Source organism: Paenibacillus suaedae (assembly GCF_032337355.1).
Classification (GTDB): Bacteria; Bacillota; Bacilli; order Paenibacillales; family Paenibacillaceae; genus Paenibacillus_B; species Paenibacillus_B suaedae.
In genome coordinates, this window is the sequence record NZ_JAVYAA010000003.1 from 78,296 (window position 1) to 92,049 (window position 13,754).

Annotated in this window: 11 protein-coding genes; all 11 read left to right on the forward strand. The window is 40.1% G+C overall.

What is annotated here, in order from left to right:
* Nucleotides 1–18 precede the first annotated feature (18 nt).
* The 11 genes from RQP50_RS14045 (at nucleotide 19) to RQP50_RS14095 (ending at nucleotide 13,751) form a co-directional block, all read left to right on the forward strand.
* Complete coding sequence (locus RQP50_RS14045) at nucleotides 19–1,290, forward strand: dihydrolipoamide acetyltransferase family protein (protein WP_072728405.1); 1,272 nt, start codon at nucleotides 19–21, stop codon at nucleotides 1,288–1,290.
* Nucleotides 1,291–1,294: 4 nt separating this feature from the next.
* On the forward strand, nucleotides 1,295–2,713 hold the full coding sequence (lpdA, locus tag RQP50_RS14050; protein WP_021253884.1) for a dihydrolipoyl dehydrogenase: 1,419 nt from the start codon (nucleotides 1,295–1,297) through the stop codon (nucleotides 2,711–2,713).
* 227 nt (nucleotides 2,714–2,940) lie between these two features.
* Nucleotides 2,941–3,417 (forward strand): zinc ribbon domain-containing protein, encoded by a 477-nt coding sequence (locus RQP50_RS14055; protein WP_065291673.1) that lies wholly within the window; start codon nucleotides 2,941–2,943, stop codon nucleotides 3,415–3,417.
* 1,015 nt (nucleotides 3,418–4,432) lie between these two features.
* On the forward strand, nucleotides 4,433–4,960 hold the full coding sequence (loaP, locus tag RQP50_RS14060) for an antiterminator LoaP (protein ID WP_072728407.1): 528 nt from the start codon (nucleotides 4,433–4,435) through the stop codon (nucleotides 4,958–4,960).
* A 683-nt stretch (nucleotides 4,961–5,643) separates the two neighbouring features.
* Nucleotides 5,644–6,324 carry an MBL fold metallo-hydrolase gene (locus RQP50_RS14065; protein ID WP_315745792.1) on the forward strand — a complete coding sequence of 227 codons (681 nt, stop codon included), beginning with the start codon at nucleotides 5,644–5,646 and terminating at the stop codon, nucleotides 6,322–6,324.
* Nucleotides 6,325–6,393: 69 nt separating this feature from the next.
* Nucleotides 6,394–7,374 (forward strand): acyltransferase domain-containing protein, encoded by a 981-nt coding sequence (locus tag RQP50_RS14070; RefSeq protein ID WP_315745793.1) that lies wholly within the window; start codon nucleotides 6,394–6,396, stop codon nucleotides 7,372–7,374.
* Nucleotides 7,375–7,400: 26 nt separating this feature from the next.
* A complete protein-coding gene (locus tag RQP50_RS14075; RefSeq protein WP_072728410.1) occupies nucleotides 7,401–7,640 on the forward strand; it encodes an acyl carrier protein in 240 nt (79 codons plus the stop codon).
* A gap of 16 nt (nucleotides 7,641–7,656) precedes the next feature.
* Nucleotides 7,657–8,937, forward strand: coding sequence for a beta-ketoacyl synthase N-terminal-like domain-containing protein (locus tag RQP50_RS14080; RefSeq protein ID WP_072728525.1), 1,281 nt, complete (start codon nucleotides 7,657–7,659; stop codon nucleotides 8,935–8,937).
* Nucleotides 8,938–9,007: 70 nt separating this feature from the next.
* Complete coding sequence (fabD, locus tag RQP50_RS14085) at nucleotides 9,008–11,338, forward strand: ACP S-malonyltransferase (protein WP_315745794.1); 2,331 nt, start codon at nucleotides 9,008–9,010, stop codon at nucleotides 11,336–11,338.
* Between the two features lie 476 nt (nucleotides 11,339–11,814).
* A complete protein-coding gene (locus RQP50_RS14090; protein ID WP_227774462.1) occupies nucleotides 11,815–12,495 on the forward strand; it encodes an ABC transporter ATP-binding protein in 681 nt (226 codons plus the stop codon).
* A complete protein-coding gene (locus RQP50_RS14095; protein WP_072728412.1) occupies nucleotides 12,492–13,751 on the forward strand; it encodes an ABC transporter permease in 1,260 nt (419 codons plus the stop codon). The genes RQP50_RS14090 and RQP50_RS14095 overlap by 4 nt, the downstream gene beginning before the upstream one ends.
* Nucleotides 13,752–13,754: the final 3 nt, after the last annotated feature.

Genomic DNA, 13,754 nt, shown 5'->3' on the forward strand with positions numbered 1-13,754 from the left:
GAGAAGGAGGATTTTACTGTGGCTAAATTTGAGTATCGCTTCCCTGAACTAGGGGAGGGCCTTCACGAAGGCGAAATTATCAAAATGCACATTAAAGCAGGAGACAAGGTAACTGATGATGATATCATCATGGAAGTACAAAACGATAAAGCTATCGTTGAAGTTCCTTGCCCTGTAAATGGTACGGTATTGGAAGTATTCGCGAAAGATGGTCAAGTATGCCACATGGGCGAAGTAGTAGCGATCATCGACGCTGAAGGTGAAATTCCTGAGCAAGATATGCCAGAAGAAGCAGCTCAAGAGGAAGCAGCTCCTGCACCAGCAGCTGAAGCTCCTAAAGCTGAAGGCGTAGCAGCAGCACCTAACCGTGATGTACTTGCAACTCCAAGCGTTCGCAAGCATGCTCGTGATCTTGGCGTGAACATTGCTGAAGTTCCTGCTACTGGCAAGAACGGCAAAATCACTCGTGAAGATGTAGAAGCATTCGCTAACGGCGGAGCACCTGCAACAGCTCCAGCAGCAACTGAGGCACCTAAAGCAGAAGAAGCGAAAAAAGCAGCTCCAGCGGCAGCAGCAACTGGACGCGATGCTGAAGAAGAGCGCGTACCGTTCAAAGGTATTCGCAAAGCGATTTCGAATGCAATGGTTAAATCGGCTTACACAGCTCCACACGTTACAATCATGGACGAAGTGGAAGTTGGCGAGCTTGTTGCATTCCGCACACGCTTGAAGCCAATGATGGAGAAGAAAGGTACAAAAGTAACTTACCTTCCATTCATCGTAAAAGCACTCGTTGCAGCTTGCCGTCAATTCCCTGCGATGAACGCAATGATCGACGAAGCAAACAACGAAATCGTGTACAAAAAGTACTACAATATCGGTATCGCAACAGATACAGACAACGGCTTGATGGTTCCTGTAATCAATGATGCAGATCGTCGCAGCATCTGGATGATCGCTAACGATATTAAAGATTTGGCTAGCCGCGGTCGTGAAGGCAAACTTGCTCCGAACGAACTGAAAGGCAGCACAATCACAATCACAAACATTGGTTCCGCTGGCGGTATGTTCTTTACTCCAATCATCAACTTCCCAGAAGTTGCAATCTTGGGTACAGGCCGTATCTCCGAGAAGCCAGTTGTGAAGAACGGCGAAATCGTGGCAGCGCCAGTTATGGCATTGTCCCTCAGCTTTGACCACCGTCTGATCGATGGCGCGACAGCTCAAAACTTTATGAACTACATCAAGCAACTGCTTGCTAATCCTGAGTTGCTTGTTATGGAGGTGTAACCAAATGGTAGTAGGAGACGCATCTTTGAACATTGACACTTTGGTTATCGGGGCAGGCCCTGGCGGTTACGTGGCAGCGATTCGCGCTGCCCAACTCGGCCAAAGCGTACTCATCGTAGATAAATCCGAACTCGGCGGTGTGTGCTTGAACCGCGGTTGTATCCCATCCAAAGCGCTTATCAGTGCTGCACACCAATATGAAGTAACACAACACGCTTCTGCAATCGGTATTACTGCAGAAAACGTAAAAGTGGACTTCACAAAAGTGCAAGAATTTAAAGGCGGCGTAGTTAAGAAATTGACTGGCGGCGTAGGCGCTTTGTTGAAAGCTAACAAAGTTCAAATCTTCAAAGGCGAATGCATGTTCATCAATGAAAATGAAGCACGTGTCTTCAACGATCAAGAAGCACCGCGCTACAAGTTCAAAAACTGCATCATCGCAACAGGTTCCCGTCCAATCGAATTGAAGCCTTTCCCATTCACTGGACGCATCCTGTCTTCGACAGAAGCTTTGGAATTGCCAGAAGTTCCTAAGTCCATGATCGTTATCGGCGGCGGCTACATCGGCGCTGAGCTTGGTCAAATGTACTCCAAGTTCGGTACGAAAGTAACTGTTATCGAAGGCGCGGACATGGTTCTTCCTGGCTTCGACAAAGACATGACACAACTTGTATCGAAAAACATGAAGAAATCCAATGTTGAGATCTTCACTGGTGCGAAAGCAGAATCTGCTACACAAACAGACAAAGACGTTACTGTGAAATTCACAGTTGGCGGCGAGTCCAAAGAAGTGACAGCTGACTACTTGCTCGTAACAGTTGGTCGTCGTCCGAACACTGACGGTGAGCTTGGTCTGGACATGATCGGCGTGAAAATGACTGATCGCGGCTTGATTGAAGTTGACCACCAAGGACGCACAAGCATTCCGCACATCTTCGCTATCGGCGATATCGTTGCTGGCCCTGCATTGGCTCACAAAGCTTCTTACGAAGGTAAAGTGGCTGCAGAAGCAATCGCTGGAATGCCTAGCGTTGTAGATTACAAGTGCATCCCTGCAGTATGCTTCACAGATCCAGAGTGCGCAAGCGTAGGCTTGTCTGAATCCGAAGCGAAGGAAAAAGGCTTCAAAGTAAAAGCTGGTAAATTCCCTTATGCAGGTAACGGTCGTGCGTTGTCCCTCGGCGGAAGCGTTGACGGTTTCGTGAAAATCGTATCCGATGCTGACACAGGTATCGTCCTCGGTTCTCAAATCGTAGGTCCTGAAGCATCGAACTTGATCGCGGAAATGGGCTTGGCAGTTGAAATGGCTGCAACTGTAGAAGACTTGGCGTTGACAATCCACGCTCACCCAACACTTGGTGAAATCGTGATGGAAGCTGCTGAAGTTGTTCTTGGTCACCCAATCCACACAGTAGGTAAGTAATCCCCTCTCTCTCTGAGGGTTCTGTATACGTTCTGTTACGGTTCTGTTTATATATTTGATTTGCTTTTGCCCTTGCAGCAGCGCTGCGGGGGCTTTTTTTTACCGAGATGTGAATAGTACTGGTTATGTAAGGTGATTCATGTAATAAACAGAGATGTTTTTCTCTATATTACTAATATCTAAAGTTATCATGATCAGTACTCATTTACGGAATGGAGAGGATTACGGTGAGCAGTTTTTTTGATAAATTAAAGCAAGGTGCAGCGGAAGCAGGAAAAAAAGCACAGTCCACGATAGAGGTAAATCGGTTGAAATTTCAAATTTCTTCAAAGGAAAAAGAAATTACGGGTATTTACAGTCGTATGGGAGAATGTGTGTATCATGCCATGCAAAATGGGACAATAGAAGAAATAAGCGATCAACTGCTGCTGTTTAGTGAACAGATCAATCAGAAGAAAGCAGAAGTTCAGGATGTTGAAAATCGGATTCGTACGGTGCAGAATGAGAAACTGTGTCCGTCTTGTAGTAAACCTGCTACATTAGATACAAAGTTCTGTTCAGGCTGCGGACATCATTTTGTAGGGCATTTTTCAGAAGAGGAAGTTGTAGATATAAAAGTGATGGTTGTATGTCCAGTGTGTCAGGTAGCAAGTGATAAAGGGTCGAGCTTCTGTGCGGAATGTGGTCATAAATTCGAAGAATAATTTAAATAGCAGATCTGTATACGTTCTGTAACGGTTTATGCATTGAAATTATTTTCGCCCTTGCAGTAGTACTGCGGGGCTTTTTTATGTCAACTATCAATTATGGACATTTGGAAATGGCCGTATTACCATTCTGATATTGTGGATATAACAGGAAGTGTTAGGCAGGAAAACATCTGCACATATCCTTGAAGTGAATATAACGTTTAAACTCCAAGAGGGCAAATATTCGAATTACGATGGCAGATTAGGATATGTATGACCAAAACCTTGAAAAACCGAAGGATGGGAAAATCACTTCCATGCAGGTGAAGCTGATGGAAGGCGATCAGTTAATTCGAATATGGCTCAGTGACAGGGATGGAAATACGCATAGGTTAGCGAACAGGTATCTTGTCGATTATACACCACCAAGACTATAGAGGTCATACAGCCTCTGTTCAAGCGTGGGAAGGTCGATGGTACCTCGTAGTCTATGAATGAAAGTATATTTACTATATCAAAAAATACAATATATTGACACAAATAGGATAAGATAATATTATGTCTGTAATAATAGTTCTGGAATAAAAAACAAGTTGAAAATGAGAGGAGGGTGAGGGTCAGAATAGGGAAGGCTAACGAGAACGTGAATTGTTGCGGAAGCCTCTGAAGTAATGAAGTATAATCTAACACAAATATGCTTGTTGTATCATCATGTAGATCAATTATTAGAATCTCAAATCACTTCCTCTTATCTTGCATAGTTTAGGTAAATACAGCGCAATGACTTGTGTAGGCAATTCTTTGAAGAGGCGTTACGATTAGTTGCCTACACGATACTATGAGTAGTTTAGAACACAAATAGTGAGTAAAAAATGGTAATCTACTACCTAAACTAAAGGGTTGCAAATGTAAAAATCTGTTGATTGCATTAGAAAAATACGGTAATATTGAAATATACGGAATCCTTGTACGCCTGTTATATTTTTCTTCCAAATAAGTATTTATAATACTAAAGTTTGCAGGAGGAACAATGGATTGGTATGCACTCTTTGTCGAAACAGGAAATGAAGAAATGGTTCAAGCATTGATTTATAAATTTTTCGATCAGTCCCTGATTCAAGCAATTGTGCCGAAACGGAAATTAAAAGAACGAAGACAAGGGAAATTCTACGAAGTGTGCAGGACGATGTTCCCCGGATATGTGTTTGTACATACGGTGCTGAATGTGGATACTTACTATGAACTCAAAAATATACCCAGGTGCTATCGGCTTCTGAACAAATTTAACTTCATTGATGAAAGTACAGGAAAGCATGTTTTCCATAAAATTGACGATGAGGAAATGGTGTACATCATTGATCTTATCAGTAAAAATGGTGAGATCGATTATTCCAATGTCTATGTGGAAAATGCCAAAGTAATTGTTCGCGACGGTCCTCTAAAGGGTAGAGAAGGAATCATTAAGAAAATTGACAAACGTAAGAGAAGAGCCCGTATCGAATTGAATTTTATGGGGAAAGAAGTCAGGTTTGATGTAGGTATTAATCTTTTGGAATAAAAAATAAAAGAATCAAAGTGAAATTCTATCGCTGCTTCGGTGCGTAGGTGTAACTTTGAGATCATAATGAGCTGATTGCGGTAGTGTAAATTTACATTTAGACGACAGGGCGAAGCTATGACCTTGTCTATAAATGATAGATAGAAGCGAAAAAAACGGTGCAGTTCAGCTTGTGAGTCTTAAAAATTCATTCATTCAGCCATTCCATGTTGAGCTTCCTCAGAAGGATTCCATCGGGGAATCCTAAGTTGTTATAGCACGGCCGAGACAAGTTCTGTTTTCATCCGGCTATCCATCGCCTAACCTAAGATCCTACACTCATACAGCTCCATTGCATTTGCGAGATTAAGCCATCCTTTAAACGTAAATATCCTGCTCCTTGAACTGCTACCGCACTGCCTTGACTGTCCCATAGTAACACTCCTCTTTTATTATAGAGGTTATCAATTTGTCTATCTATTGGATAAAGTCACTATTTCAGCACGAGTCTGTACATTATTGTTTTGTATTAGTTGAGACCTTTCCTTAAACAAATGATGTTATTTACTGTAGATGGTATGATGGCATATCAAAACAGATAGAAGTATGAAAAAATATCTGAGTTGTTATGGACAAAAAAAGATGCTGCCGCTTAAAAAACCGCCCGTTGACACGGGCGGTTTTGATTTAGGGGGATGAAAAGTGTGGAAAATAAAGCTTATAGACTCCATCAATTTAAGACCTCTTCTCTTAATTTTATAAATTACAACTATATCATAATAGATAAAGTTTCCGGTCAAGCTGCAATAGTAGACCCATCGTGGGACTTAGAATTAATAGTAAGGACATTTGAACACCTAGGAGTTCAACCTGCGTCAATTCTGTTGACTCATTCGCATATGGATCATGTTAATATGGTGAATCCATTAGTGGAACGGTATGACTCACAAGTTTTTATGTCCGCTGAGGAAATCAACTTTTATGGGTTTCGATGTAAAAATTTAAATTCCGTGCATGATTTTGATGTTCTTAATCTGGGTTTTACGGAACTAACTTTTCTCTTGACACCTGGCCACACTGTAGGGGGAATGTGTTTTCTATTGACGGATCATTTATTTACAGGTGATACCATATTCATTGAGGGATGTGGTGCGTGTACATCCAAAGGGGGATCACCGGAACAGATGTTTGAAAGTATCTGTAAGATAAAAAGAACCGTCAAGCCTCATGTTTGTATCTGTCCAGGACATTCGTACGGAAAAGAGCCTGGATATCCTTTGAGTTATCTGATGCATAACAACATATACTTTCAAATAGAAAAAGAGGAGTATTTTATTCAGTTCAGGATGCGTAACAACCAGAAAAATTTATTGCATTTTAAGTAATATCCGAGTCACTATGTAATACAGAAATTGGACGGGATATACATTTTGATATGTAGGAAGTGTTGGGGAATGGATAGGAGAAGAAAAGTTTTTATGTTCTCAGGACAGGGCTCTCAGTATTATCACATGGGAGAAGACCTCTTTCATAATAACGAAATATTTCAAAGGTACATGAAGAAGTTAGATCGAATCGCGTTAGACATGATTGGAAATTCAATTCTAGAACATCTGTTTGACAATAAAAAAAGAAAAATTGACCTATTTAACCGGACACTATTTAGTCATCCGGCCATTTTTATGTTCGAGTATTCAATGGCGATGACTTTTTTAGAACTTGGATTGGAACCGGATTATGTATTTGGTTCAAGTTTAGGAGAATATGCGGCTTTATCGATTGCTAATGTTGTACATGTTGAGGAGATGTTAGAGATCGTTATCAGGCAAGCTCAGCTATTTGAGGGATTTTGTATGAAGGGATCCATGTTGGCTATATTAAACAACTTTCATTCCTATGATGAGATACCTCTGATTCATAATAATAGCGAGTTAGCAGCTATTAATTTTAATTCCCATTATGTGATATCTGGTACGCATGAGAATTTGATAATGATCGAGAAATATTTGCGTAGCAAGGAGATAACGTGTCAAATGCTGCCTGTATCTTTTGCCTATCATTCAAGCTTAATCAATTCCATTGAAATTGAATTTAAGAAGTATGCATCTCAAATAAAATTTGAATGTCCGAAAGTAAAAATCTTGTCTTCATCGTATGGAAACGAAATAACAGGTGATATAACAAAAGATTACATATGGGATGTAGTCAGAAAGCCTATTCTATTTCAAGATGCAGTAGAGTATCTTGAAAAAAAAGAGGAATGTATCTATTTCGATTTCGGCCCATCAGGTACGTTATCAAATTTTGTTAAGTATAACCTGAATCGTCATACGGCATCGGAGACTCATGCAATTGGGACTCCATTTTCAAATGATATAGATAGATTTGAGTTTATTTGTAATAAGTTTATAAGAAAACAGTTAGAGTGGAAGTGAAAAAAACGAGAAGGAAGGTGTTTTGGTTGACAAAAGAATCAATTTTCAATGCAGTTAAAGAAGCAATTGTTGAGATTCTTCCAGATATAGAAGTGCATGAGGTTCAACCTGAAATGAGTTTAAAGGACATAGGCGCGAACTCTGTAGATAGGATGGATATTATTATAAGAACAATGGAATTGACAGACATAAAAGTACCACTTGTGGAATTTGGTAAACTGAGTAATATCCAAGGCATAATAGATCTTCTTGATGCAAAGAAATAAACATCTGGGTGATAAAATGAGGAATAATCGTTCTGTTGCCATCACCGGAATGGGTGTAGTTAGCTCCATTGGGCAAGACATAACAAGCTTTGCAGCTGCTCTTCAAACGGGTAAAAGCGGAATTGGATATTTGCAAAGGAATATTGATTTAGACATCCCTGTCAAAATCGGAGCAGAAATTAGAGGCTTTACTCTCGAGAACAAAAAAGGGACTATCCATCCTAGAATGGAGAGAATTATTAACAAAATTCAAAAATGTGTGAGACGTTCTCCTGAACCCCTTCACTATGCTGTTGCTGCTGCAATAGAAGCGTGGGAAAGTTCGGGTATTTGTGATGTCGATTTTGATATGGAAAGGGTTGGACTTGTAGTAGCAGGGAATAATCTTAACCAACACTTACAATATGACTTATATGAAAAATTCAAAAAGAATCCCGAATTTGTATCTTCCAGTTATGCGTTACAATTTATGGATACAGATCATGTAGGCACATTGAGCGAACTCTTTGGAATTAATGGGGAAGGTTTCACGGTAGGCGGAGCTTCAGCAAGTGGTAATGTGGGAATAATCAAGGGTCTGCAATTAATTAGGCTTGGAATCGTTGATGTTTGTGTTGTAGTGGGTGCAGCGGCCGTTTTTTCTCCTATGGAGCTCCAGGCATTTTACAATATTGGAGCGATGGGAGGGAAAATATATCATGATCGACCTGAACAGTCTTGTCGCCCCTTCGATATTGACCATGAAGGATTCATCTATGGGCAAGCCAGTGGATGTATAATTCTTGAATCTATGGAAAGCGCCAATGCGAGAAAAACGAAAATACTGGCAGAAATACTAGGGAGTTCGATTATTCTGGATGGAAACAAACTGTCTGACCCAAATGTACATGGAGAAGAAAGAGCCATGGCCAGCGCTCTTAAGCAGGCAAATATAAGGATTGGCGAGATAGACTATATAAATACTCATGGCAGTTCTTCTCCTCTTGGGGATAGGACTGAGTTAAAAGCTATTTCAAAGATATGTGGAAACGAAAAAGAGCGTATATGGATTAACTCAACGAAAAGTCTAACAGGTCATTGTTTATACTCTGCAGGAGTGATAGAAGCAATTGCAACAGTTCTACAGTTAAATGGGGGATTTGTGCACCCAAATCTCAATCTGGAAAGGCCTATAGACGAAACGTTTAGATTTAGTAAAGAAACCTACAATGATGTATCTATCAAAGTAGCCTTAAGTAACTCTTTTGCTTTTGGGGGAATCAACACAAGTCTTATCATTCGCAAAGGTGAATATTGAATAGGAATAGGAAATGAAGTAATAACGTTTTCAATGAGCGTCTAACATTGTGTACACGAGGAGGGTTGCAATGATCACATATTTGTTTCCAGGACAAGGATCTCAACAGAAGGGAATGGGAAAGGATTTATTTGATGAGTTTCCTGATATGGTTCATGCAGCAGATCAAATATTAGGTTATTCGATTAAGGAGTTGTGTTTGGAGGATCCTGAAAACAAATTAGGCTTTACACAGTTTACTCAACCTGCATTGTTTGTTGTCAATTCGTTACTATATCTCAAGAAACGTCTGGAGACTGGACAAATACCGGACTATGTTGCAGGTCATAGCTTGGGTGAATATAATGCACTTTTCGCTGCAAATGCGTTTAACTTCGAGACAGGTTTGAAACTAGTCAAAAAAAGAGGGGAACTGATGGGTAAAGCTTATGGCGGCGGAATGGCCGCGGTTATAGGCTTGACGGGCGATCAGGTACGTGAGGTACTGGATACTGAAAGGCTAGCAAAAATTGATATTGCAAATTACAATTCTCCGACACAAATCGTAATATCCGGCCCAAAAGAAGATATTGACAAAGCAAAATCCGTATTCGAATCAAATAATCATGTTAGGATGTACTCCCCTTTAAAGGTTAGTGGTGCATTTCACTCAAGGTATATGGAAAATGCCCGGCAGGAATTTGAAAAATATATAGATGAGATGCCGATTCAACAACTTGAAATATCTGTGATTTCAAATGTCTATGCTAGGCCCTATACTCAAAAGTCAATAAAAACAAATTTGATCAAGCAAATAACCCATTCTGTACAATGGACTGACAGTATACGTTACTTATTAGGCCGTGGCGAGATGAATTTTGAAGAAATAGGAACAGGCAAGATTCTTACGGGTATGCTCAATCGTATAAAAAGGGAAGCTGAACCGATTACTGAAGTTGAGGAAATTGAGGTTCCTAATTTCGATAGAAGTAATAAGTTGGGAAATGTATTAGCTATACACGAAGAAATAGTTGTTAAGAAACCTGTGGAGGAAGTCGTACAAAAGCCTTTTGAAATTATTGCTGCTTCATTGGGGAATAAGGAATTTAAAAAGAATTATGGTTTGAAGTATGCTTATCTAACAGGTGCTATGTATAGAGGTGTGGCCTCAAAGGAATTAGTTGTGAAGATGGGAAAATCCGGAATGATGGGATTTTTGGGTACCGGCGGAATGCATTTGGCTGCAATTGAAGCAGATATTCAATTCATTCAAAAGGAATTGTCAGAAGGACAGGCCTATGGTTTGAATTTTTTGTATAATCTTAACAATCCGGATAAGGAACATCAGCTTGTTGATTTGTTATTGAAATATAAAGTAAGAACTATTGAAGCTTCGGCATTTTTGGGAATTACCTCATCATTAGTGAAATATAAGGCTAAAGGCTTAAGGCGAGATGGAAATGGAAATGTCATAACTGACAACAGGATTATCGCCAAAATATCCAGGCCGGAAGTCGCGGAAGCTTTTTTGAGCCCAGCACCAAAGCGGATTGTTGATAAGCTGCTGGATGAGAACGTGATTACAGCGAATGAAGCTGAATTATTGAAGAATGTACCTATGGCGAATGACCTAAGTGTAGAAGCAGACTCTGGGGGACACACGGATAGTGGTGTAGCATATGCATTAATGCCTGCGATTACTGTACTTAGAGATGAGATGATGAGCAAGTATAGATATACTACTCCCGTGCGTGTCGGAGCTGCAGGAGGGATCGGAACTCCACAAGCCGCAGCTGCTGCATTTGTAATGGGAGCGGATTTTATTGTAACCGGATCGATCAACCAATGTACGGTGGAGGCTAATACTCACGATACAGTAAAGGATTTGCTGCAGCAAATGAATGTACAGGATACTGAATTAGCACCTGCTGGAGATATGTTTGAATTTGGAGCTAAGGTTCAGGTCTTGAAGAAAGGTTTATTCTTTCCTGCCAGGGCGAATAAACTTTATCATTTATACTGTCAGCATAATTCAATTGTTGATATAGATGAAAAAACAAAAAAACAGATACAGGAAAAATATTTTAAACGAAGTTTTGAAAGTGTATTTGAGGAATTGAAAAGTTATTATCCTCATAGTGATATAGAGAAGGCAGAAAATAATCCCAAGCATAAAATGGCATTAATTTTCAAATGGTATTTCGCTTATAGTACTAAATTAGCACTAAGTGGGAATATTGAATGCAAGGTGGATTATCAGGTGCATTGCGGCCCTTCTTTAGGTGCATTTAACCAATGGGTCAAGGGAACAGAGCTAGAAAACTGGAGAAACCGCCACGTAGATGATATTGCACTAAAAATTATGCATGGTTCTGCTGAATTGCTCAACAAGCGTTACAAAGAAATACTTATGAATGCGTAATTTAAAGAAATAGAACACAAGCAACATTACCTTCAATTTCATTTTCCATCTTGTATGACCAGATCATATAACCCCTCTTTTACCTTGAACATAATTTCCAATCAATAGAATTTACACAATACTCTATCATATTAGGAGACATCTCTTCTGTTTGGTAGTGTTTACTCTGTAAATTTACTACACCAACAATATGAGATGTCTTTGTTATTTCTTTTATTCATGGATTAACCATTAAACCCAATTATTTAGATGTGAAGAGTGAGCTATTAAGCAAAATTTCATAAGTGGGAAACAGAAGGAAACTTCAGTTGATGCATAAAACTCAAATCCATTTTGGATGAGATGTTCGAACTGATCAAGATCGGTAAGTTTCTCCTCATCAAAACCTATCTAAGGCAGTTTGAGTGTCAAAGATGAAAATCTGTGTAAGAGCCAGGAAAACGCAGAAAACATTATTTTTTGATGGAGGTATTACATTGATCAACATTAAACATGTCACCAAAAACTATCATTTAGGGAAAACCATTGTACCGGCTTTGCGCGGGATCGATTTACAAATTGATCAAGGCGATTTTGTTACAATCGCCGGATCCTCAGGGAGTGGTAAGTCAACCTTGCTCCAATTGATTGGCTGTTTGGATTATCCAACTAGCGGTGAAGTATGGATTCACAATACCAAAGTAAGTGATCTGCGGGAGAAAGCGTTAAACCGTATCCGGCTGTATACTATCGGCTTTATTTTTCAGTCATTTAACCTGATTCCAGTGTTGAATGTGTACGAAAATGTTGAACTGCCGCTTCTCATTATGAAAGAAGTCTCACCGGCAGAGCGCAAAGAACGGGTAAACTATTTTATTCAGGAAGTTGGGCTCTCCGGTCAAGCAAAACATAAACCGTCCGAACTTTCCGGTGGGCAACGGCAACGAGTGGCCATCGCCAGAGCGCTGGTTACCAAACCCAAATTGGTTTTAGCAGACGAACCTACGGCCAATCTCGACTTCCGGACGGGGATGGAAATTATTGATTTGATGCAAGAGATCAACCGGAGAGAACAAACTACATTTATCTTCTCAACCCATGATCCTAAGGTTATGCAAAAGGCAAACCGGATATTTCATTTGCAAGACGGTGTGATTGAAAGTGAGGGAAAATCATGAAGATATTTTTAATTTCCATCAAAAATATCTTTGTAACTCAATGGCGGACATTGATTTTGGGTTCATTCATTTTTTTTATTAGCTTTTTGATGGTTTTTTTTCAGTCCTTTGTTTCAACCATGAAGGCTAATATGGAGGGGCACCTCATCAATTCCCTGACTGGAGAGATTCAATTCCGTTCCTCGCAATCAGAAGAAGGAGACATGGCCACAACCAACAAAAACTGGGGAGAGATTAACTATCTGAATGGGGATCAAGTGGCGCTACTGGAAAAGTATCTGGATTCCCAGACGGAACGGCTGAGCTATGTCAAACGGGTACGTGAAAATGCCATGTTAACCCACGATAAATGGAAAGTCCCCGCGATGATTATCGGGCTTGACACAACTGCAACCAATTATCAACAATCTTATAAACTGATTGACGGTCGGTATTTGGCTCCTAATAAAACCCATGAGATTATGCTTACCGAATCTCAAGCCGAACAATTCAAAGTCAAAGTTGGGGATGACATTAGCGTGTTGGCTCAGACGAAGGACGGACATCCCATCAAGTTGGATTTGAAAGTGGTTGGGGTTGGTAGTCTAGAGCTGAATTCTGCGGTGGCCCAGTTTGACTATGCCTATGTGGATCTGCAAAGCGCCCAGGAATTAATGGGTCTTAAGGCTGGGGAGGTTACCGATTTTATTATTTATACCAAAGACCGCACGACAATCGAGCAGACGCTTGACGCCATAAACTCAGATTTAAGCACTTCAGGATTCCCATTGGACAAGATAAAAATATCCACCTGGGAAACCATGGGTGGCACTATTTTGGGCGGTGTCGACTTGTATGTCATGACCTTTTATAGTTTCCTCTTTATTCTAATGCTGATTAGTTGCTTATTGATTATCAATTTGGTGAATATGATGAGTTTGGAGCGGTATCAGGATATTGGAACTTTAAGAGCCATTGGTTTCAGCCGCTTCCGGATCATTCAGATTTTTATGGGAGAGATTCTGATTATCGTAACTTGTTTTGCTTTAATTGGAACCATCGCTGGGTCCGCTCTGGTTTTATACTTTTCAAAAGTAGGTATGAATACTGGGCCCGTGCTGGGAAAATTATTAGGAGAACACTTTTTCATGAAGTTTGAATTTTCCCAAATTATACCTCAATTTATCATCATCTTTTTCTTTGCCTTGATTTCGTCGCTCTATCCCACATATAAGGCGGCCTCGTTAAAACCAGTCGAGACCTTAAAGGAAATCTAGTAA